Below are 23646 nucleotides of genomic sequence, written 5' to 3'. Positions count from 1 at the left end.
AAATAAATTTAAATATTCTGATAACAATATTTTAGGGAGGTATGAATATGAAAGAAAAGCAATTAGGCTTGACACCTGCCATGGGGTGGAATTCATGGAACACATTTACTTGGGACATAAACGAACAGCTTATTCATGATGTTGCCGATAAATTTATTTCAGAAGGATACAAAGACGCTGGATATGAGTATATTGTTATTGATGACTGTTGGAGCCTGAAGGAAAGAAGCAAAGAAGGAAAACTTGTAGCTGACCCTGAGAAATTTCCAAGTGGAATGAAAGCACTTGCCGATTATATTCATGATAAGGGTTTGAAGTTTGGAATGTATTCGTGTGCAGGAACACATACCTGTGCTGGATATCCTGGAAGTTTTGAACACGAATTTCAGGATGCAGAATTGTTTGCCGAATGGGGTATTGATTACTTAAAATATGATTACTGCTTTAAACCAAGATATATTTCGGGTGAACTTCTATATAAAAGAATGAGTCTTGCACTCAAAAATAGCGGACGAGACATCTTATTTTCCGCCTGTAACTGGGGAGCTGATAATGTGTACCAGTGGATTCGCGAATCCGGTGCGCATATGTATAGATCTACAGGAGATATACAAGATAATTGGGATTCAATAAAAAACTTGAGTGTATCTCAGCTTGATAAAGAATGTTACACTGGCGCTTATTGCCATAATGATATGGATATGCTGGTTGTCGGCATGTATGGTGGAAGTAATAACGACTTTATTGGAAGTAAAATCGGAGGCTGCAGCGATAATGAATATAAAACACATTTTTCATTATGGAGTATTATGGGTTCCCCACTTATGATTGGCTGTGATATCAGAAAAGCTAATCAGATAACAAAAGATATTCTGCTAAATCAGGACATTATTGCTATCAACCAGGACATAGAAGGTCGTGGGGCTTACCGCATCAAACCAGAACCCCAATGGTTTAACGCAGATGATGCATTTATGCTTGTAAAAACATTAACCAATGGAGATCTTGCTATAGGCTTTTTTAATCTTAGTGATAGTCAAAGAGAGTTATCCTTACAATTTTGGGACATGGGACTTCCTTATGCATCCGGAATTTCATTATCTATGTATGACTGTTGGGAACATAAGGAAATAGGAGTTTTCAAAGAAAGATATGCTCCTGTTGTGCCTGCACATGATTGCATTGTAGTCCGTGCAAAGCTGGTGAAATAAATGGGAAACAGTAAAACGTGCAGAGAATGTGGAACAGCTTTGATGTCCGATGATAAAGCCATTTACATGAAACTGGTTACAAGAAATGCAGAAGACTTCTTATGCATAGATTGCCTTGGCGCCAAACTCGGCTGCGGACGCAGGCCCATTGAAGAAAGGATTAAATATTACAGAGAATCCGGAAATTGCACATTATTTCGTTAATATTGAAAGTAAGAGAAAACCGATTATATAAGTCATATTCGGTTTTCTTTTATCCATCTATGACATTGGAGTATATCTTCTTATATTCTGAAGGTGAACATAAGGTTGCTTTTTTAAATACTTTTGAAAAATATAGTTGATCTTGATAGCCTACGGAACAAGCCACCGATTTTATTGATAATTTTGAGGTTTTTAACAGGTCACATGCACACTTAATCCGGTATGAGGCAAGATAATTTGATATTGACATACCTGTTGCTTCCTTAAACAATCTAAATAGATAGGTTCTCTCAATTTTTACAAAGTCAACTATATTAGCAACAGTTAGTGTAGTCTTCCAATAGTTATTTTCTATATATTCTTTAGCTGTTAATACATAATTTGTTTGAGAAATAACATTTGCTTTAGGATAATATTCTATGTAATAAGACAGCAGAAGTCGCAGCTTTGCATTTGAACGTTCCCTTTCAAAGATCTTAACATTATCATTTTCAATAATATGAAATAATGGCTCCAAATCCCACGGAAACGCCGGTGCTATAGGATTATTGTTCGAAAAATTAGTCATGGATAGCAATCTCAAAGCCTCGTCGCCTTTAAAATCAATCCATATATATTCCCACGGATTCTTGGGATCAGGATAATAATATGCTTCTGTATATGGAAAAATAATGAAACTTTCACCGGCCTTTAGAGCATATTTAGTATTGTTAGTTTCAAAATATCCCTTTCCTTTTATAACATAATGCAAAGCATGAATATCACGAACACCTGGCCCCCACTTGTGCAAATTAGATGGCTTATACCCATTGCCCGTGCAGATTAATTCTTCATGAGTATAGTAATTGGTTGGATTCATGATTTGTATCCGCATCCTTTCAGCTGGTTTTTACAGTATTCTGCTGCCAGTTCTCTTAACCCTCTCCCTATCATATCATATATTCAGCTTATATACGGGTCATATACTACACAAATTCTTTCTCCTTTTCTTTACTCTTTTTAAATTCAACAACAGCTTTAAACAAATCACCATCTATAGATAGTCTTAATTGTCCATTTTCCATATCCAATATACTTTTAGCTATCGCTAATCCTAAGCCCGTACCTTCTGTATGCCTTGATTTATCTCCTCTCTTAAATCTCTCCGATATTTCTTCTACATCAAAATCCATTTCATAATTAGCTATGTTCTTCATAATAATTTTGACAGACTCGTCAAGTTCAATCAGTTCTATATAAACTCTTGTACCAGGCTGAGAATATTTTAATATATTATTTATCATATTTTCAAATACTCTCCATGTTTTTTTACCATCTAAATTTAAGTAAATATTTCCTGCTGGTATGTTTGTTCTAAATATAAGTGAAGACTTTTCGATTTTCTCATCAAATTCTGCCAAGGCCTGTTTTAACAGCGCTGTTACATCTATTTTTTCTATATTAAGCTTAACCGCTCCACTAGTCATTTTAGCTGCTTCAAATAAGTCTTCTATCAATACTTTTAGCCTTTCTGACTTTCGTGCTATTACCGATATATAACCTTCCTTTTCTTCATCCGATAATCTCCCGCTCTTAAGTAAATCAACATAATTAATGATAGAGGTTAATGGAGTTTTTAAATCATGAGAAACGTTAGTTATAAGTTCAGATTTCATTCTCTCGCTCTTCATTTGCTCATTAAGAGATTTTTTGTAGCCTTCTCCAATGTTATTGATATTATGTGCAAGCTCCTTTAATAGTATATCACTATTATGTTCATCTATCTTACAGCTCATATTTCCTTGTACCATATTTCTTGTAGCTTTAACTATCTTATTTAAATATTCATTTCTTCGAAAAGTAAATATCGGCATTAGTATAAAATAAATTAGCAGATAAAAAACTGCCAAAATTCCAATAATACCTGTTACCTGATAATATATAACAAAACCAGATACAAGCACAAAAAACATACTTAAAAACCTTATCACAGTCTTAACGGCAGCATCCTTATAATAGACCATATCTTTAATCAATTGGATAGTCATACCTATTACGCTTCTTCTGCACTGTAATTTGAGAATGCTAATATCTCTGAACATAAAGTAAAATTCCTTCAGATTAATGAGCATAAAAAATGAATAAATTATCGTAATTACCATGTAAATTAGGTAGGCTGGCGTTAAATACTCATATTGCATCATATATTGATACTTTTCTGTAGTATAAAGATACATCAGAGAAAAAACTAGTATAAAAAACATCCGTATTTCTAATGGAATCAACATATATAACTTTTCTAAATTTCCAGATGCTGAATCTTGTTCTTCTCTGTTTGCAGAAAAAACAATTGCAAGAACTATTGAAACGACAAAAAATATACTGCCTAATATCACCTGTTTCAGAATTCTCTGCCTACTAAATGAATATCTTATATATTCAGCATTATATGTATTGTAACCATCAGTTTGTTTAGGTACAATAAAATAACCTTTCCAATTGTCTTCTTCAAAAATTTTAGAAATGTTTTTGTATTGATAATACTCTCGATAATTATTATCATTGAATTTAACAGGCAGCTTCAACGCGTAATTGCTGTTTTGTTTGATATATTTATCAATATCAACGCTGTCTGCATCTTTGGTAATATTTGTATATGCCTCACCTGAAGTTCTATCTATTAAATAATACTTTAATATTTTCCATTCCTTCATCTTGTCATTTATTTGTCTATACTCTTCAAGCGAATTAAAACGAAAACTCTTTTTCAGTTGATCTACATTTTTACTATATTCTTTTTTTATTTTACTAATCTCTTTTTCTTTTTCTTCCTTCAATGATTTTACAAGATCATCATCTTTATTTTTTTCTGCAGAAGCAATTTTAATATTATATTTAGCATTAACCTTGTTCATGTCCTTTTTCAATTTTCTATCAAAACTCTCTAGCCATTCATTTTGGCTTTTTTGATTTCTATTATTTACAGTAGTATACTTACCATAATATCGTTCTAAATCATTAGTTAATTCGGCTACCTTATCAACAAATTCATCACTTTTATAATAAGAGTCCACTAATATATATCTATAAAAAATCACGACGTTAACAACTGAAAACGTAAATAATCCAAATAATATTATAGCAGCAAGCTTAATAATTACTTTTAATAAATCATTTTTCAATCTTATAGCCAATCCCCCACACCACCTTAAGATACCTAGGTTCCTTTGGATCTATTTCTATTTTTTCTCTTATTCTTCTTATATGTACTGCAACTACATTTTCAGCGTTATAAGAAGGCTCATTCCATACTTTTTCATATATTTCATCAATAGAAAAAACTCTCCCACTGTTCTCCATTAGCAGCTGTAGTATCCCGAATTCCGTAGGCGTAAGCCTTATCTTGTTACCATCTATGGTAACCTGTTTTGTAGCCTTATTTAAAACAAGACCTCTTATTACAACCTCATCTTCATTGCTCTTATACACTCCCAAATCTATATATCTTCTAAGAGCAGAGTTTACTCTAGCTGTAAGCTCCAATGGATTAAAGGGTTTAGTTATGTAATCATCAGCTCCTACATTAAGGCCCAGTATTTTATCCATGTCCTCAGATTTAGCAGATAACATTATAATAGGAATGTTTCTTTTCTCTCTAATTTTAAAGGTAGCTTTTATTCCATCCATTCTTGGCATCATTATATCCATAATTATCAGATGTACTTCTGCTTCTTCAAGCACCATCAATGCTTCAATTCCATCTTTAGCCTTAAGCACTGTTATTCCTTCATTTTTTAAATATATTTCAATTGCATCTCTTATTTCATCCTCATCATCTACTACTAAAACATTATATTTACCCATGCAATGCTCCTCCTTTATTTATACCAATTATACAACCTATACATTAAGAAAAACTCTATGAAATTCTTACAAATTTCTTAAAAACTCTTTGATTACATTGTTAATTAAATTCAGCACGCCTGAATTTCCATTCTCTTTTCTAATTTACAATTTTAAAGTTCTAGTTTTAATAAACTTTATTATCATTATTGTAAATAAGAGCATAAATAAATTACGCTCTTATTACAACATTCTTCTTCCATTTACCCTTTTTAAACCTGATTAAATATAAAATTCCTCTTACAGTCCAATCTATATACATACCAACCCATACACCAACTAATCCAAGTTTAAGCGGTATTCCTAATAAATATCCCAGCGTTATTCTAAACACCCACATACCTATAATAGCCGTAATCATAGTGTACTTTGCATCACCAGCTCCTTTAAGCCCAGAAGGAAGTACAAATGATATGGACCATACAGGCATGAACAAAGCATTAGATAAAAGTACATTTCTACAAATCTTAATTATGTCAGGGTCTCTTGTATATAATGTAGATAATACTCCTACAAACGGAGCTGTTATAACAGCTAATGTAATTAATGATATTGTTGATAGCTTTACAATATAGCTTAAATCATCTTCTGCTTTTTTGTCTTTACCCTTTCCCATACTATGTCCTACCATCGTAGTAGCTGCAGTACATAATGCATTTCCCGGTATGTTCAGCATTCCCGCAATGGATCCAGAAATCGTATTTGCTGTAAGAGCATTTGTTCCCATACTTACAATATATATTTGAGTTATGAGTTTACCTCCGTTGAACATAAGAGATTCTACACCAGCTGGAACTCCGATACCAAATATAGATTTTAAAAGTTCCTTATCAAACCTAAATGTTCTTATTTTATTTAGTTTAAGAAGCCCTGTGCCCCTTACCAGTATCATAAGTACTATTACTGCTCCACTAGTACGAGCAAGAGCTATGCCTATAGCTGCGCCGGTAATTCCCATTGGCGGTGTATGTATAGTAAAATGAACATTGCTTATATTAATACCATATATAAAGATATAACTAAAGACTACATTTATAATATTCATTATTATAGTTATCTTCATAGGAGTTTTGGTATCTCCTATTCCTCTCAAAATACCATTGGATACTAATTCAATAGATATAAGGGGATATGTAAGCAAAGTTATTTCCATATATCTTAATGCATTATCAATTACAGCTTTTTCTGCATTACCAAAAAGCAAATTAATCATGGGTCTTCTAAATATAAATATTAATAGAGTTATTATAAATGAAACAAGCAGAGAAGAAAATAACGCTTGTTTCATTGAATTATTAGCTTGTCTTTTATCTCCTTTGCCTGTATATTGGGCAACAACGACAGTGCCCCCAACTGCTAAGGATGAGAAAAAAGCTATAAAAATATTATTTATGGAATCCACCATACCTATCGCAGATACAACCTGCTTTCCTACATTTGAAGACATTATTGTATTTACAGCTCCCATAGCCATTACAAAAATCTGCTCCATAAGAATAGGAACTGTAAGTCTAAGTACATCTTTTCTTATGTTCAACATTTAATCCTCCATCCAACTTTATTAACGTCAATTATTTTTTTGACGAAATAAAAAGCAAGAGAATATTATCTAATTCTCTTACTTACCTTCACAAAAAGAATACTATGTAATTTACTTAAGTCCGCCAATTTTTCCTCTTAAAGCTTTAATTCTACCATTTATATAATTTGTCAGTTCCTCTTCATCATTTTTTATTGAAACAGGAGCTCCTTTAACAATACTTATTACATCAAGAGTATTTCTTTTTATCTTCTTAGCAATTTTACATGCTAAGCACCTGTTTTTAACATCCCAATATACATGATTAAATTCATCTGACTCTCTTATACTATAATAACCTTTTTCTATTCCATATTGAAATAAATCAGCTGCAGCCTCTAGTTCTTCTAAGTCATCAATTTCATTCATCTCATCCATTAAAGTTTTAAATGTTTTCATAACGTCACCCCTCTTTGTCTAAATATCACATTTTAAAAATTTTATGAGGAAACCATCATTTTTTCTAAAATGCGGATGTATCTACATTTTGCTTGCAATATAAATATAGACTTTTATTTTAATCTGTAAAATTACTTATTACATTATAATGTATTACTGCCCAATTATCAATGTTGTTGAGAGATTTTATGTATTTTTTATTAAGCTTTTATTGAATAATTCTATCATATCTTCAGTATCTTTAGCTATATGAGCTGCATTATATACAATTCTGTTGATAGAGTTAAGTTCATTACCGTATCCTTTCCCAGCCTGAACGGCTGAATAAGCCCTTTTCGAAAGTTTTGTTAATTCATATTTGTCCTGACTGCTAAAACAAATTAAAGGTATCCTTGAAACATAGCCTGAAGTAATCATATTGCTTCTAATTAAAACTCCCCTAACCATATAAGTTACAAGCGAAGAATTTAAATATGCCATCAACCACCATGCTTCCTCATCATCACAAATTATATTAGCATTAACCCCAAAAGCACATTTTTCGGGTAATCTAGCTGCAGTAAACTCAACTCCCATGGATGAACAAGTTATTCCCGGCTTGAATATCATTTCCTTATTTCTAACTATAAAATTATCTATTTGATCAGATAATTTTAAAAAATCTTTATGTATATAAATAAAATTATTAGCTAAGAAACGATTTTTGGCTGGATTTTTATAAAAGGGTACCGTATAAGGATCCTCTTTTTTGCTAGAAAGATATTTTTTATCATTACCGGTGGATATACCGCTAACACAAGCATATCTATCTCCTAACCTGACATTATTAAAAATAGTTTTTATTTCATCTGGACACTCTAAAATAAATTCATAATTGTCTTCTAAATTTTTCAAAATTATAGCTTCTAAATCATAACAATTATAGCTTTCTATATTGAGATTCAAAACACTCTTAAATTCACTTATGCTTAACTGTCTATTATTTATTCGAACTTTTTTCTGGTACTCTAACCCTTTCTGCAATAATATAATGCTTGTTCTTACATCTGCTCCTTGTTGAGCGAATAAATCCTTAGGGCACATCGTTATCTCGTGTATAGCACATTGCTTTAATATTTTTTCTCGAAGTTTTTTATGAAATCTAGCTGTAAGAAACGAATCACTAGTTATTATACCAATTACCGCTCCTTTTTTAGCACAATCTATAATAGCCGAAATAAACATACTATACATATTGTGCACTCCAACATCAGAAAATATTTGCATTAACTTTCTCTTATTATCTTTAATATAATTTACTTCATGGCAATTGTAGGGCGGATTAGCAATGTAGTAATCATATCCCAACGGAAGCTGGTTTTCTGTTTTTAATTCAGAATAATAATCAATAAAATCTTTAGTTTTAAAGTCTATATTATAATTCTTTTTATATTTTATAATATCAAAACCTTGTATCTGTAATTTTTTACTTATGAAGGTATTCAGTAACTCCTCTTTCCCACAGCAGGGATCTAGCACGCTAGTGCCTTTCGGGTTTATCTCAAGCATTCTTTTAGTAATGTACGCTGCAACAAATTCCGGTGTTCTGTAATAACCTATCTCTCGCCTATCTATTAAACGCTGCTGATAATCAATTTCTTTTTCAAAAAGCAACTTTTTCCCTCTGCCCATATTTCTATCCTCTCTAGTTGATACTACATATATAATTATAAAATTAATTTTAGACTATTTCAAATATGACAGATTAGAAAAATATAAACCTCCCCTATAACTAGAGAAGGTTTACAAAAATAGTATTTTACAGATTTTATTATCTATTCATAAATTTAAATATTTTTATTTATTTTGCTGCGCCTAATTGCATCCAAGCCTTTTCAATCTCTCTAACTGCCTGATCTCTTGTTTTGGCTTTTGATATATAAGCCTGCATAATTTCACCAAATTTCTGATGGAAACTATCCAAAGAGTAATTAATAGCTACATCTCCTACTTTCTGTGTCTTAGTGATCTGCTGCATTGCTTTAGGTATCTGAAGATTTGGCATTTTTGCATCTTTTATTGGAGGTATTACCTTAGCTGTCTCTGAGAACCAACTCTTACCATAGTCAGAAGTATATAGCCAGTTAAATAATGCCTTTGTTTCATTAAGTACCTTAGACTTATTATAGATTCTTAACGCCTGATCAGCACCTGCTATTATCTGAGATTGCTTTGGGTTATTACTTACAGGATAGCCTATTATGCCTATTTTAATATTAGGATTTATCTTTAGTATTCCTTCTTCTGCCCATGCACCCTGTCCAGTCATCATAGCAACTTTTTCACTAGCAAAAGCGGACACTTCAGCATTATAATCTGACTCAAGAGGTTTAGCTGTACCATACTTTAATGATAGATCTATGAAATCAAAGAAATTATCATATAATAATGGATGATCCTCAAACTTAGTCTTTCCTGCGATAAATTTATCAACTAATTTCGAAACATCTGGTGTATCTGCATCCATATAATGTTGGAATATATGTTTAAATACCCACCACTCTTTATATCCATTAGTAAATGGAGTTATACCTGCTGATTGTAGTTTCTTACAAGCAGCCTCTAGCTCGCTTACAGTTGTAGGTGGTTTAGTAATACCTGCTTTTTCAAACAAATCCTTGTTGTAAATTAGTGCAAAGACATTAGCTTTCAGAGGTAATCCTAGAACTTTTCCATTATACGACATATTTGTACGTACAGCATCAGTCATAGCTTTTGCGAGAGGTTCATTTGATAAATCAGCTGAATACTCTGCATATGATTTAATTTCTCCGCCTGCAGTTGAGGAAAAAACATCAGGTATGTTATTAGAAGCAATTTTTGCCTTAAGTAATGTAGGATAATCTGCCTGAGTAATTTCCAGGTCTATTTTTACATTAGGCTTAACCTTCTTATACTGATCTATATACGCATTAATAGCATCAGTATATTCTGGTGAGTTTTGAAAACATGTTATTGTTACTGATTTTTTGTTATTTGTTGTTTGCTTCGTATTGTTAGTAGTTTTCTTGCCGCAGCCCACAAGTATAGAACTAGCTATTGAGAGCGAAGCAATGGCAGCAATAACTCCTAAACTTTTCTTTTTCATAATTTGTTTCCCCCTAATTCATTATTTTTCATATGTCTATTGTAGAAATTTATGGGTTTAAAATAAATGTATATAAGTTAACTCTTAGAGGTAAAAAAGTATACTTATAAAACGATTTCATATAAATATTATTCCACTTTTAATTTATTCTATTCTAAATATTGAAAGTAATAATTTTATTTTTCCTCTAAATTATGCATTCTTTTTTCTATGAGCATATTTCTGTAGGCTGACGGTGAGATACCAAAGTATCGCCTAAAAGCCTTGCTGAAATAGTTATTGTCTCTATACCCAATTATTTTAGATATACTTTGTATCTTAACATCCAAATCTCCTAGAAGTTCTTGGGCTTTCTCCATTCTAATCTTCTGAACATATTCATAAATTCCATATCCGAATTCCTGTTTAAATAGTTTCATCAAGTATTCTCTGCTGAGATAATATTTTTCTGTAAACATTGATACCTTTATATCTTCATAATAATTATTATCAATATATTTCTTGATATCCTGAATGTTGAAAGTCTGATTGCTTCTTATATTTTGCCTAATCTTCTGATACATATATTCTGAAATTCTATAGAGCAACGTTTCAAATTCAGAAAAATTTGTATAATCTAATTCATCAAATTTCGACTCGATAGAATTGCTTGTATTTTCATCGTGATCCTTATTTTCATCAGTAAATTCGTGAAAAATATTTTTCATTATAAAAATAAGTTCATCAATAATCCTATCTGCATTATTTATACTAAGATATTCAGCTTTCTTTATTTCAGTAAGGAATTTTTCAAGTTCATTTTTAATGTATCTATAGCTTCCATTTTCAACAGCACTTTTTATAATGTTTATTATATTCATAAGCGTATAATTATATCGCTGCCTTTTTTTATCTTCGCTGCGGCATATAATTTCAGCAGGATTAATAATATTATATGAATCTAAAATATTTTTAGCAGATTTATATGCATCTCCAAGTTTAAGACTAGTCGAATATATATCTCCTATCGCTGCTACACTTATTATATTTAGAACTTCCTTAAGCTTTCTTACTACTTTGCTAATTGAATCATAGGCTATTTGCACTATTTCATCATTATATATATCTGAATACGTCACAATTACTATTTCTCTTTCAAATTTAGGATTTCTAAAGCCAAAACACTTAAGCCTATCAAAATAAAATTCCTGCACCACATTGTTTATAGCAAAATTTAGTAGATCTATGTTATTATTAAAATGCTGAGCCTTTTTAACATATTCTAGGTTTCCTATCCTCAATATAGTGATCCCATAATAGTTACTTTCATGTGCATTTATTATTTTCTTGTATAACTCCAGTTCCTCTTCACTATAATTGCCCTCAATAATCGACATAAACACCTTTTCTCTTACCACTGGTATAGATACATTAAGAGCTATATTATTTTCTATAATTTTATCCTTACTCTTTTCTCTAGAGGCTATTACATCTACAGCAGACTTCAATGCATTGTTGAGCTCATCTCTATTTATTGGCTTCAATAAGTAATCAATCACTTTTGATTTTATTGCCTGCTTAGTAAATGAAAACTCATCATACCCACTGATAACAATACTACTTATGTCCGGATGCTTTTTAGCAATTATTTTTAAAAATTCCGCCCCATTAAGCTCTGGCATTTTCATGTCTACAAGTATAATATCTGGATGTTCATCCTCAACGACTTGTAGTGCTGCTTTGCCATTCTGTGCTTCAATAACTCGGTTTATTCCAAGTTCCTTCCATTTACCAAGAAGCATTATCGCTTCTCTAACGGGTTCTTCATCATCTACAATCAATACCTTGCACATATTTATCCTCCTATTGGAATAAAAATTATAACTTCTGTCGAACCATTGCTGCTTTTTATTTTCATTGACGCTTGTTCACCAAAAATCAATTTTAATCTCATATATAGATTTTTTATTCCTATATGTCTTTTTTGTTTTTCATCCCATATATCATCAAAAGATTCTAGTATTGAATCTAATTTTTCCTTAGAAATACCTCTTCCGTTATCTTTTACAATAATTACTGCCTTCCCATTTTCCCTATATCCTTTTATAACTATAGTCATATTATCTGATGCTTTTTCAAGGGAATGCTTTATGGAGTTTTCCACTAACGTTTGTATTGAAAGTTTTGGAATTTCAACATTTCTTATATCCTCATCAATCTCATATATAATCTGAAGTCTGTCACCGAATCTAGCCTTTTGAAGCATAATATAGTTTTCAACATGCTTAATTTCACTTCTAATATCTACAATATCTCCTCCATTTATGCAGTATCTAAATGTCATCGCCAGTGCATCTATCATCTCACTGACGTCATATAAACCATTTTTCAGCGCCTTAGTTGATATTGCCTGTAGAGCATTATATAAGAAGTGAGGATTTACTTCAGCTTCTAATGCCTTTAATATTGCCCTCTGTTCTACAAGTTTTGCTTTATACTTATCGTTGATCAAGTCATTAATACTTTTTACCATTACATTAAATTGTTTTGATAATTGAGATACCTCATCTTTCCCATACACTTCAGTCTTAACATCAAAATAACCTTCACTGAATCTATCCATATTATAAGATAGTTTTTTAAGAGGTTTTGTAATAGCCTTTGAAGTAAATGCAATAAGAGCTGTAGCAAAAAGCATACAAACAAATCCCATAAACAGTGTTACATTCCGATTAGTTTTAACTGCTCTATACATTTCAGTATACGGAATAAATTTAGCCAATTTCATGTTATTTATCTCAGAATTGCTATATATGACAAGATATTTGCCAGTTTTATTATTCCACACAGTTTTACCCTGATCTATTGAAGTTGTAAAAGTCTTAAATAGTTTAGCTTTTAAGGCTTTATAATAAAACTTTCTGGTGTCAAAATAGAATGGAATATCATCTGAATTTAGAAGTATGATATGCTCTCCATTATTTATAGGTATATCTTTTAGAACTTCTTTTATAGTGTAAGAATTAAAGTAAAACGATATCATAGCTTGTGGTTTTCTAGTAGAAATATTGTTAATGGTTGTATGATATGCCAAAAAATAATCTCCCGGATTTTTACAATACCCTAGATTCTTCTGCAGCAATATAGGCTGAAAAAATGAATTTTCTTTACTGCTAATCGTCGTTTTATACCAGCTTGATCTGGGAATTGTGTTATCATAAGCGATTCTTACTCTTATGTCCTCATTTTGTCTTGTTATATAATAATATTTATGTTTCTTAATTATATATAAATAAATGCCCTCTATATCTCTTCTTGAATAAAACATTTCTCTTAAATATCCTTCCAGATACAATTGTTCATCATAATCTCCTGATTCAGTATTTAGTGCTCGTATTAGGTCCTCATATTTAAATTGCGGCAGTGAAAATTGCCTTACTTCATTGAAATATTTCTCAGTATTCCTATTTACTATTTTTATGATATTTTTATTATTTTCTATATTTCCCTTTACAAGTTCATTTTTAATTATTCTATAGGACAATAATACAACTATTATTATTATGCAAGTAACAACAGAGGTAAAAATAATTATAAGCTTGTTTACTAATTTACTTTCAATTTTATCAGTAATATTTATCAGTGCATCTTTTAACACCCTTTTTATATTCATAGTATCACCTTCTCCCTATATTTTCTCATAATAAGCAGTTCTTATAAATAAAATATAATAAGCAGATAAACAGTATAAAATCATTACACTGTTTATCTGCCCATCTTTTGATTCAAACTTTTTAACCCTTAACAGCTCCAGCAGTAACACCTTTTACAATATGTTTCTGCATAAATATGAAGAATAAAATTGAAGGAAATACTGCTAATACCATTGCTGCCATAGCATACTGCCAATTTGTTATATATTGCCCTACAAACGTATAAGCAGCTAAAGTTAACGTTTGTGTAGCTTTTGTCGCATTTACCATTAATAAAGGAAGTAAAAAGTCGTTCCATATCCACATTACATCTATTACTACTATGGTACTTGTTACTGGTTTTAGCAGTGGGAAAATTATTGAAAAGAACGTTCTAAAACTCGATGCTCCATCAACCACAGCACTTTCATCTATTTCTTTTGGTATTGTTTTTACAAAACCATGATATATAAATATTGCCATAGGGACTCCAAATCCCCAATATTGTATACCTAGTCCCCACGTGCTATTTGTCAGATGTAATACCTTAAAAAGCTTTAAAACAGTTATCATTATTGTCTGAAAAGGAATCAGCATAGGAGTTATACAAAACAGATACACTAACCAACTGTATTTGGTTTTTGTTCTTGAAAGTTTATAGGATGCGATGGAAGCAAAGAATATTATTCCGATTATGCCTATTGTAGTGATTATTAAATTGTTTAGGAATAATCTAGGATAATTTACAAACTTCCATACATAAGTATAATTCTTTATTTCTAAATGTTTAGGAAGTGCAATTACATTTGCCATTACCTCTGAAAATGATTTCAAAGAATTAAATATCATGAGGATTATTGGATATAGAAACATTATAGCTACTATAACCATAACTATTTCCAACAAAAGCAAGCCGCTTTTCTTCGTTTTCATTATGCTTCAACCTCCCTGCTCTTAAAGAATTTAAGCTGAATTACAGTAACTATCAAAATGATTATGAACATGATAAACGCTTTTGCACTTCCATATCCGTACATATTGTTCTGAAAAGCTTCCTTATATATGTCATAGGTTAAACTGTAGGTTGATCCTCCTGGGCCTCCAGCTGTGAGTGATAGTATAACATCAAATACCTTAATAGAATTTGTAAGGGACATAAATACACAAGTTGTTACAGAAGGTCCTAATAGAGGTAAAACTATCTGAAAGAATCTTCTAAGAGGTCCTGCTCCATCTACTGTAGCGGCTTCAATTAAATCGTATGGTACTGATTGAAGGCCCGCAATATATATAAGTACATAGAACCCAACTGATTGCCATACCGATACTATGACAATTGATGTAAATGCAAGCTTCGGATCGCCAAGCCAGCTAAGTTTAAAAACTCCCCATCCTGTGCTGGCAGCTAATGCAGTGAATCCCTGAGAAAATATGAACTTCCAAATAAATCCTACTATTACTAAACTTAATATATAAGGAATAAAGAAAGCAGCTCTAAGTACATTTCTTAATTTTAACTGTTTATCGAGAATAACTGCTATAAGAAGTGCTAGAACATTTATTAAAATAATGTACAATATACAATATTTTAATGTAAAAAGCCCTGCATTCCTAAAATCGCTGTCTCCGCTAAAAATCTGTTTAAAATTCTTGAAGCCAACAAACTTAGGATTGCTTTGTATTCCGTTCCATTCAGTAAGAGAGTAAAACATACTCATAAGAAATGGAATATAAATTGCCAAGGACACAAGTATCATAGCTGGTAAAACGTATACAATAAACTCAACTTTTTCTGTAGCTTTTTTACCTATTTTAAGCATATTCATCCCACCTAATCTGTTTTTTATAATTTAAAATTGTTTTTAATTTTAATAAATACATGGATTCAATTGTTTAATCATTTAAGTACCATACTTATTATGTGTTAATTATATGTCATGAATACGTTATAAAAAATGTATATACGTAAACAGTTAGTGGTAATAAAGTGAAGTATAGCTTTTATCTTTATTGTATAAATTGTCTTCGTAATCTTGCTTTGTATAATAACATACATATATCAAAATACTAATATTATTTATCAAACATATAAAGAATACCTTTATGCACAAACTATTTAAAAAATTAGGAGGTAATCATAATGAAGTTTTCTGACGGACAATGGCTTCTTAAAGATGATGTTACTTTATATGCTCCTTCTGAAGCTAGAGACATACAAATATCAGATGATACCATGACTGTTTTCGCACCATATAAACAGATAATTCAGAGAGGCGATACGTTAAACGCTCCTCAGTTCACAATCAAGTTTTTTTCACCTGCTAATGATGTGATAGGGGTTAAACTATATCATTTCAGGGATATGGGCTATGGCAACCCGGAGTTTATAATTAATCACAGCAAAGATGTAAATGTAGCTATAGAAAATAATGAAGATTATGCTATATTAACCAGCAATAAGCTCTCAGTAAAAGTATCAAAAAAGACTTGGAAAATAGATTACTGCTATGATGGAAAACACCTTACCGGAAGCAGCTATAAAGATATGGCCTATATAATACGAGATGATAGAAGAACATATGTGAAAGAACAGCTTTCTCTAGATGTTGGTGAGTGTGTTTATGGTCTTGGTGAAAGGTTTTCACATTTTGTAAAGAATGGTCAAGTGGTAGACATTTGGAATAAAGACGGCGGAACTAACAGTGAACAGTCTTATAAAAATATACCTTTCTATATTACAAATAAAAATTATGGAGTATTTGTAAACCACTCTGAATTAGTATCTTTTGAGGTTGCTTCAGAAAAAGTAGAAAGTGTTCAATTTAGCGTTCCAGGTGAATATCTAGAATATTTTGTAATCGGAGGTTCTAACCCCAAAGAAGTGCTGCAAAATTATACTTTATTAACTGGAAAACCCTCTCTTCCTCCTGCATGGTCCTTTGGTCTATGGCTGACTACATCATTTACTACTAATTACGATGAAAAAACTGTAAACAGCTTTATAGATGGTATGTTTGAAAGAGATATCCCTCTTCACGTCTTCCACTTTGACTGTTTTTGGATGAAGGAATTCCAATGGTGCGATTTTGAATGGGATAAAGACGTTTTCCCTGATCCCAAAGGTATGATTCAAAGATTAAAAGCAAAAGGCTTAAAAATATGTGTATGGATAAACTCCTATATTGCTCAAAAATCACCTTTATTTGATGAAGGAATGGAAAAAGGATATTTCCTAAAAAAGCATAATGGAAAGGTTTGGCAGTGGGATTTATGGCAGGCAGGTATGGCCATAGTCGATTTTACTAATCCTGAAGCTTGTGATTGGTATAAAGATAAACTATCCACCCTTATTGACATTGGAGTAGATTGTTTTAAGACAGACTTTGGCGAACGCATTCCAACAGATGTAGTGTACTATGATGGTTCAGATCCAATGAAAATGCATAACTACTATACTTATTTATATAATAAAACAGTTTATGAGCTTCTGAAAGAAAGACTTGGAGAAGACAAAGCTGTGGTATTCGCTCGTTCAGCCACAGTAGGCTCTCAAAAATTCCCCGTACATTGGGGCGGAGATTGTACTGCCACTTATGGCTCTATGGCAGAATCCCTAAGAGGCGGGTTATCCCTGTGTTTATCAGGTTTCGGCTTTTGGAGTCACGATATAAGTGGATTTGAAAGTACCGCCACTCCTGATATTTATAAACGTTGGTGCGCTTTTGGTCTTCTTTCGACCCATAGCAGACTTCACGGCAGCAATTCTTATAGGGTACCTTGGCTTTTCGATGAAGAAGCAGTTGATGTACTTCGCTTCTTTACAAAATTGAAATGCAGCCTTATGCCATATATATTTGCTAAAGCATGCGAAACAGCAGCTACTGGAATACCTGAAATGAGAGCTATGCTACTCGAATTTCCTGAAGATCCTGCCTGTGACTATTTGGATAGACAATATATGCTTGGAGATTCTCTTTTAGTTGCTCCTATATTTAATGAAAACGGAAAGGTATCCTACTACCTGCCTAAAGGCAAATGGACTAATTTTATTAACGGTAAAGTACTTGAGGGTGGTACCTGGTATAGTGAGACTCATGACTATATGAGCATACCACTAATGGTAAAAGAAAATTCTATTATAGCAGTAGGAAACGATGATACAAAACCTGACTATGATTACGCTAAAAATGTAACTTTTCATGTTTTTGAGTTGCAATCTGGTAAAACTGCCACTGCAGAAATACATGATCTTTCTGATAATCTTGAAAACAGCATTACAATAACACGAAATGGTGATGTATTAAAGGTACAGATTTCGAACTCTGCTAAAGCATGGAGTCTTCTTCTTAGAAATGCTGCTAATGCTGATTGCAAAGATGCTATATCGGTAGTATCCGAAGCTAAAGGAGTAAGAATAGTTCCTAAGGACAATATTACAAGATTATCCATAAAAATAAAATAAAAAATGAAATGTTGTGGAACTACAGAAACTTATCCTTTCATTAAGCACTTACAACACAAATTTTATGCAAAATTCCTAAAGAGTAAAAAATGGGAAGCAGGCACAAGAGGCATTTCTCAACCTACAGACATTATATGCTGCTTCCTTATTTAACACACAAATCACAAGGATCTTTCTTTGGTGACTTTGATAGTACACCGCTGATTATTTTTTTGCTTCTTCTCAATGTAGGACAATTCTTATCATAATGATATGACCTTCCACTAACTGTCCAATAAACAATTCTATTATTCTTTATTTTAGTGTTTGTATCTTTTCTGATTTCAGCTTTTGAACCTGTAGATACTCTAGTGCTGCTATTGTCAGCATATTTACCGTAATTATAGCTTCCCGGCTTACGGTTAAAAGTTATTGTATTTCCATTGCTTGTAGCAATTATCGTACGTTGTTCATCCGTTCTATAAAGTTTTATATGTCTTCTTCTAAGCTCGTCCACGGTTTCCTGATGCGGATGGCCATAAATATTTCCCATTCCACAACTTATTACAGCATATTTAGGTTGTACTTTATTTAGAAATTCCTTTCCAGTGGATGTATTGCTTCCGTGATGTCCTACTTTAAGTACATCAGCCTTCAAATCATAACCTTTTCTAATCATAGCTTCTTCGTTACTAATCTGAGCATCCCCAGTAAACAGAAAGCTATTGCTTCCAAAACTGATTTTTGTAACTATTGAATATGTGTTTAAATCACTACTTCTAGCACCTAATGGTCCTAAAACATTAACATTAGCAGCACCAAGTTTAAAGCTGCTGCCTGGTACAGGCGCATTTACCTTTAACCCTTTATTCCTTATGGCAGTTAAAACATCTTCAAAAGTTCTTGTATTGATAGTTACTTTGGGCATGTATATTTTCTTCACTTGAAAATTCTTAATCACTACATCCATCCCGCCAATATGATCTTCATGTGGGTGCGTTCCGATAATGTATTCCAGCCTTTTTATTCCTTGACTTCTTATATAATTTGTTACTAAACTGCCATCCTCATTATTTCCTGCATCAATAAGCATATTGTGCTGACCTTGGCTAATCAGAATGCTGTCACCCTGACCCACATTTATATAATCTACTCTAAGCTTTCCTGCTGTATTAGCAGTTGCAATTCTATTGATGTTTTGTTGCTTAACCTTTAATTGATTTTGATCTGCTGCATTTTTCACGACATTGCTTTTTATATGTCCAGTACCATCAGCTGTACATCCGCTTAGTATCAATAGCAATGCAGATAACAAATATACTATACTTATCTTTAGTCTATGCAAATTTAGTCCTCCTCGAATGTTCGTCTATATATAAATTATCATATTACATTTTGAATTATTATGTCAAAATATATAAAAAGAAATGTTGTGGCACTACAGAGACTGATCCGTAGTGCCACAACATTTCCTATGCCCTTAATATTCACAAAATACTTTTACCATATTACTTCTGTTACCTTAATAAGCAAAAACATTATTTTCTCTAATTAATATAGAAAATTATCTAATTACCCTATTAAGCATAATGATAGCTGCTGAATTCTATATTAGCTATTCTTTAATCCCACTTATTGCCATTGACTCTATTATAAATCTCTGAAAAATAAAGAATAAAATCATTGTAGGCAGCAAAGCAATAACAGATGCAGCCATTATAAGAGCATAGTCTGTCTGTATCGCATAGTAGCTGTTAAACTGAGCTATTACAACTTGAATTGTTAGTTTTGAAGGACTTGTGAGATAAACAGACGGAGCTATATAATCATTCCATATACCATTAAACCATAATATTAGTTGTGTAACTATTGCAGGCTTTATTAATGGCATTATAATCTGCCAATAGATTCTAAAATAACCACATCCATCAACTTTAGCTGCTTCTACAAGGCTATCCGGTACTCCTGATAGACTTTGTCTAAGAAAGAAAATCATGCTCACATTTCCAAATAGCGCTGGAACTATAAGCGGCAATAATGTATCTACCCATCCAACTTTTGAAAATAGCACATATTGCGGTAACATTATAACAGGAAAAGGTATCATCATTGTAGACAAAATAGCTAGATATATACCTTCTTTATGTCTGAAACGCATCTTTGAAAACGCAAATGCCGCTAATGAAGAAGTGAAAGTTCCACCTAACAGCACAAATACCTCAATAATTCCTGTATTTAAGAAACCATGTAAAAAGTCACCATTAGTTAAAGCCTCAGCATATTTACCCAAAACTAAAGGATGCGGTATCCATACAGGGGGGATTGCAAAGACTTGCTCTATGGACTTAAAAGATGTTGATATCATAAAAAGTAACGGAACTATCATAATGATTGCTACTAATGCAACAATTATGAATACTATAATATTAGTAATCCTTTCACGGTTTCTCATTGATATTGTATAATTTTTTACCATGTCTTCTCCCCTCCTTAATTCATTGTATTAACCCATTTATCTTGGAATTTAAAATTAATTATCGTGACTATCAATATTACAAATCCTAGTATCCATGCAACTGCAGATGCATAACCCATCTGATAATCTTTAAAGGCCTTATTAAATAAGTAAAATACCGTAGTTGCAGAACTATAATTAGTTCCTCCATCATTTGTCATAATTGTAATAGGTATATAAAGTTGAAAACCGCCTATCAAATTAGTTACTAGCAAATAAAAACTAGTTGGAGTTATAAGCGGGACAGTTATATGTCTGAATTTATGCCAAGCATTGGCTCCATCGATTGCGGCAGCTTCATAGTAAACTGAAGAGATGCCTTGAAGTCCTGCAAGATATAGTACTATAGTATTTCCTAAACCTTGCCAAACAAACATGCCTATAAGTGCCGGCTTTACTGTACTAGGATCGCTTAACCAAGCCGGTCCTTTTATTCCTAAAACACTTAAAAATCCATTAATTAATCCATAATCTGAATTGTAAACCCAGGACCATAGAATAGATACTGCTACAGCAGAAGAAACAACAGGTATATAATATATAGTTCTGAACACTCTCACTCCAGGTATCTTTCTATTCAAAGCCATAGCAAGTAACAATCCCAGTATCATTCCTATAGGAATACCTATGAAGTAGAAAATTGTATTGAAAAGTGATTTCCAGAAATTTGCATCATTAAATAGATTAATATAGTTCTTAATACCAATAAAGCTCATCTTACCAATTCCAGACCAATCAGTGAAACTAGCGCCTACCGAAAAAATCATTGGTCCCAACATAAACACTAAAAATTGCAATATTGGAGCAGCTATAAAAAGATACGCAATCCTCTCTTCCTTTCTGAACATATTATACTTTTTTTTCTTTTTATTCTGTATAATAGGTTCCTTAACTATGTCGACAGTTTCCACATTATCACTCCTTATAAAACAAATCACATGTCTTAATTGCTATATTTCATTTATTTAATATGTATGTACCTAAGTACATACATATTAAATATTGAAGTTTTACTTTTGCGATTGCTGTTTTGCAAGCTGATTTGCTGCATCTAATTTCTGCTGCATTTTAGGCTGCTCTTTAGCAATGAAATCACTCACAGTTTGTTTTCCATTGAGTACTTGTGGAAGCGCATTCTGGAACTCAGTCCACCACTCAGAATTATAGGTATAATCTGTAGGACCAGATCTTCCTGTTTTCTCCAAATAGTTAAACATTACTTGAATATTCTTTTTAGGTTTAAGATTCTTAATGTAGTCACCTTTTGCATACTCTACGTTATTAGGAAGTTGAATATTAGCATCCGATAATTCAACGCTTGTTTGTTTATCTGTAGAAAGATATGAGATAAATTTTACAGCTTCATTCTTATTTGGACTTGTGTTGCTTACAGAAAATCCCAAAGATCCTGTCCAAGTATATGAAGTATTAGTCTTAGGACTTACCGGCCATGGAATTAAATCATAGTCAAATTTCTTTAGATTATTGAAGGTTGCCATATCCCAGTTACCACAAGCAAAGAAGCCAAGCTGTCCCTGTAACCAACGCTGATAATAAGCTAATGATTTAGCTTCTGTGGCGCTAGGAGTTACCTTGTATTTAACTGTCAGATCTGTGAAATACTGAAGTGCCTCTTGAAACTCCGGAGTATTTATGGTAACTTTTGTACCATCCTTATTTAAGAAATCAGCACCATTTGTCCAAATGAATGGCTCTATGGAATAATTAGGATCGAACCCTGCTCCCCACTGATCTTTCTTACTATCCCCATTTGTATCCTTAGTCAGTTTTTGGCATATCTGAAGGAATTCATCCCAAGTATATGGTTTATTTGGGTCTGGATCAGCAATTCCATTTTTCTTAAACATTGTCTTATTATATGCAAATCCAAATGCACTTATATCCTTAGGGAGTGCATATAATGTTCCTTGTCCTACTTTCGTACCGTCATACTTGTATCTTTCCAATGCTTGAGACCATATTGATGCGGTATCTATGTTTAGCTTTTTTACGTAACTATCTAGTGGAAGCAATTCCTTTGCATTGACATATGCTCTTAAATCTCCTGCTCCAGTATAGAATATATCAGGTACTTTCTTAGAAGCAAAAAGTGCTTTCATTTTAGTAGCATAAACTGTTCCATCTACTATATTCCAATTTATTTTAACTTTTGGATGTTTCTGCATGTATTCTTTCGCAAGCTTCAAATATACTTTTTTCTCCTGAGGTTGAGCGTAAGTGAACACTGAAAGTGTTACCTTTCCATCTTTAGATGCAGCTTTCTTACTACATCCTGCTAGTACGGATGCAGTGAGAGCAGCTGATAGAACTAAAACTATAAGTTTACATAAATGCCTTTTTCTTTTTACCATAGGTAATTTCCCCCTCTAATATATTTTTTAATTTATAAAATACAAATTGTATCTATAAATTAGTACCTATTCCAAAAATTTTTATTAGAAATTAAATTACTCTATATAAATTCATTAAAGTTGCATAAACACTTGCAAGAAAGTAGATAATATAAACCAAAATATACACCAGCTAAAAAGAAATGACTGTTACTTAAAATATAGATTTTGAATCAATTTATAAATGTATATATCATATCGTGTAT

Annotated in this window: 18 protein-coding genes; 3 read left to right on the top strand and 15 right to left on the bottom strand. The window is 32.0% G+C overall.

Translation table 11 applies throughout. The annotated features are described in order from the left end of the window. The first annotated feature begins 47 nt into the window (after positions 1–47). Complete coding sequence (locus CLORY_RS16285; protein WP_079426434.1) at positions 48–1211, top strand: glycoside hydrolase family 27 protein; 1164 nt, start codon at positions 48–50, stop codon at positions 1209–1211. Continuing rightward, positions 1212–1415, top strand: coding sequence for a hypothetical protein (locus tag CLORY_RS16280; RefSeq protein WP_079426432.1), 204 nt, complete (start codon positions 1212–1214; stop codon positions 1413–1415). Positions 1416–1464: 49 nt separating this feature from the next. On the opposite strand, the gene CLORY_RS16275 is transcribed toward CLORY_RS16280, so the two are convergent. The 11 genes from CLORY_RS16275 to CLORY_RS16225 form a co-directional block, all read right to left on the bottom strand. Then, entirely contained in the window at positions 1465–2274 is an 810-nt protein-coding gene (locus tag CLORY_RS16275; protein ID WP_079426430.1) for an AraC family transcriptional regulator, read from the bottom strand. 106 nt (positions 2275–2380) lie between these two features. Next, on the bottom strand, positions 2381–4588 hold the full coding sequence (locus CLORY_RS16270) for a sensor histidine kinase (RefSeq protein ID WP_079426423.1): 2208 nt from the start codon (positions 4586–4588) through the stop codon (positions 2381–2383). Further along, positions 4566–5258, bottom strand: coding sequence for a response regulator transcription factor (locus tag CLORY_RS16265; protein WP_079426421.1), 693 nt, complete (start codon positions 5256–5258; stop codon positions 4566–4568). The genes CLORY_RS16270 and CLORY_RS16265 overlap by 23 nt, the downstream gene beginning before the upstream one ends. 211 nt (positions 5259–5469) lie before the next feature. Continuing rightward, a complete protein-coding gene (locus CLORY_RS16260) occupies positions 5470–6837 on the bottom strand; it encodes an MATE family efflux transporter (RefSeq protein WP_079426419.1) in 1368 nt (455 codons plus the stop codon). 111 nt (positions 6838–6948) lie between these two features. Beyond that, on the bottom strand, positions 6949–7275 hold the full coding sequence (locus tag CLORY_RS16255) for a hypothetical protein (protein ID WP_079426417.1): 327 nt from the start codon (positions 7273–7275) through the stop codon (positions 6949–6951). Between the two features lie 186 nt (positions 7276–7461). Continuing rightward, positions 7462–8946, bottom strand: coding sequence for an N-6 DNA methylase (locus tag CLORY_RS16250; protein WP_079426415.1), 1485 nt, complete (start codon positions 8944–8946; stop codon positions 7462–7464). 169 nt (positions 8947–9115) lie between these two features. Then, positions 9116–10402: an ABC transporter substrate-binding protein gene (locus CLORY_RS16245; protein ID WP_079426413.1), complete on the bottom strand. Its 1287-nt coding sequence runs from the start codon at positions 10400–10402 to the stop codon at positions 9116–9118. A 176-nt stretch (positions 10403–10578) separates the two neighbouring features. Continuing rightward, positions 10579–12234 (bottom strand): response regulator transcription factor, encoded by a 1656-nt coding sequence (locus CLORY_RS16240; protein ID WP_079426411.1) that lies wholly within the window; start codon positions 12232–12234, stop codon positions 10579–10581. Between the two features lie 2 nt (positions 12235–12236). Beyond that, a complete protein-coding gene (locus CLORY_RS16235) occupies positions 12237–14054 on the bottom strand; it encodes a sensor histidine kinase (protein ID WP_079426409.1) in 1818 nt (605 codons plus the stop codon). A 121-nt stretch (positions 14055–14175) separates the two neighbouring features. Beyond that, the gene (locus CLORY_RS16230) at positions 14176–15006 is read right to left on the bottom strand and encodes a carbohydrate ABC transporter permease (protein WP_079426407.1); all 831 of its coding nucleotides are present in this window, start codon (positions 15004–15006) and stop codon (positions 14176–14178) included. After that, positions 15006–15893, bottom strand: a complete 888-nt coding sequence (locus CLORY_RS16225) for a carbohydrate ABC transporter permease (RefSeq protein ID WP_079426405.1) — start codon at positions 15891–15893, stop codon at positions 15006–15008. Before CLORY_RS16225 ends, CLORY_RS16230 begins: the two co-directional genes overlap by 1 nt. 320 nt (positions 15894–16213) lie before the next feature. On the opposite strand from CLORY_RS16225, the gene yicI reads away from it, so the two are divergent. Continuing rightward, a complete protein-coding gene (yicI, locus tag CLORY_RS16220) occupies positions 16214–18535 on the top strand; it encodes an alpha-xylosidase (RefSeq protein WP_079426403.1) in 2322 nt (773 codons plus the stop codon). Positions 18536–18680: 145 nt separating this feature from the next. Here yicI and CLORY_RS16215 read toward each other — a convergent pair whose 3' ends face one another. The 4 genes from CLORY_RS16215 to CLORY_RS16200 form a co-directional block, all read right to left on the bottom strand. After that, positions 18681–19859, bottom strand: a complete 1179-nt coding sequence (locus CLORY_RS16215) for a ComEC/Rec2 family competence protein (RefSeq protein WP_207652225.1) — start codon at positions 19857–19859, stop codon at positions 18681–18683. A 270-nt stretch (positions 19860–20129) separates the two neighbouring features. Continuing rightward, positions 20130–20990: a carbohydrate ABC transporter permease gene (locus CLORY_RS16210; RefSeq protein ID WP_207652224.1), complete on the bottom strand. Its 861-nt coding sequence runs from the start codon at positions 20988–20990 to the stop codon at positions 20130–20132. A gap of 14 nt (positions 20991–21004) precedes the next feature. Then, positions 21005–21940, bottom strand: coding sequence for a carbohydrate ABC transporter permease (locus tag CLORY_RS16205; protein WP_207652223.1), 936 nt, complete (start codon positions 21938–21940; stop codon positions 21005–21007). Positions 21941–22039: 99 nt separating this feature from the next. Then, the gene (locus tag CLORY_RS16200; protein ID WP_079426401.1) at positions 22040–23401 is read right to left on the bottom strand and encodes an ABC transporter substrate-binding protein; all 1362 of its coding nucleotides are present in this window, start codon (positions 23399–23401) and stop codon (positions 22040–22042) included. Between the last annotated feature and the right edge of the window lie 245 nt (positions 23402–23646).

The sequence above is a fragment of the Clostridium oryzae genome (assembly GCF_002029235.1).
GTDB classification, from domain to species: Bacteria; Bacillota; Clostridia; order Clostridiales; family Clostridiaceae; genus Clostridium_AE; species Clostridium_AE oryzae.
This window is presented reverse-complemented; position numbering and strand designations above follow the sequence as displayed.

Coding starts and splice junctions, on each gene's coding strand:
- CLORY_RS16285 (WP_079426434.1), top strand. CDS start 48: ATGAAAGAAAAGCAATTAGGCTTGACACCTGCCATGGGGTGGAATTCA.
- CLORY_RS16280 (WP_079426432.1), top strand. CDS start 1,212: ATGGGAAACAGTAAAACGTGCAGAGAATGTGGAACAGCTTTGATGTCC.
- CLORY_RS16275 (WP_079426430.1), bottom strand. CDS start 2,274: ATGAATCCAACCAATTACTATACTCATGAAGAATTAATCTGCACGGGC.
- CLORY_RS16265 (WP_079426421.1), bottom strand. CDS start 5,258: ATGGGTAAATATAATGTTTTAGTAGTAGATGATGAGGATGAAATAAGA.
- CLORY_RS16260 (WP_079426419.1), bottom strand. CDS start 6,837: ATGTTGAACATAAGAAAAGATGTACTTAGACTTACAGTTCCTATTCTT.
- CLORY_RS16255 (WP_079426417.1), bottom strand. CDS start 7,275: ATGAAAACATTTAAAACTTTAATGGATGAGATGAATGAAATTGATGAC.
- CLORY_RS16250 (WP_079426415.1), bottom strand. CDS start 8,946: ATGGGCAGAGGGAAAAAGTTGCTTTTTGAAAAAGAAATTGATTATCAG.
- CLORY_RS16245 (WP_079426413.1), bottom strand. CDS start 10,402: ATGAAAAAGAAAAGTTTAGGAGTTATTGCTGCCATTGCTTCGCTCTCA.
- CLORY_RS16240 (WP_079426411.1), bottom strand. CDS start 12,234: ATGTGCAAGGTATTGATTGTAGATGATGAAGAACCCGTTAGAGAAGCG.
- CLORY_RS16235 (WP_079426409.1), bottom strand. CDS start 14,054: ATGAATATAAAAAGGGTGTTAAAAGATGCACTGATAAATATTACTGAT.
- CLORY_RS16230 (WP_079426407.1), bottom strand. CDS start 15,006: ATGAAAACGAAGAAAAGCGGCTTGCTTTTGTTGGAAATAGTTATGGTT.
- CLORY_RS16225 (WP_079426405.1), bottom strand. CDS start 15,893: ATGCTTAAAATAGGTAAAAAAGCTACAGAAAAAGTTGAGTTTATTGTA.
- yicI (WP_079426403.1), top strand. CDS start 16,214: ATGAAGTTTTCTGACGGACAATGGCTTCTTAAAGATGATGTTACTTTA.
- CLORY_RS16210 (WP_207652224.1), bottom strand. CDS start 20,990: ATGGTAAAAAATTATACAATATCAATGAGAAACCGTGAAAGGATTACT.
- CLORY_RS16200 (WP_079426401.1), bottom strand. CDS start 23,401: ATGGTAAAAAGAAAAAGGCATTTATGTAAACTTATAGTTTTAGTTCTA.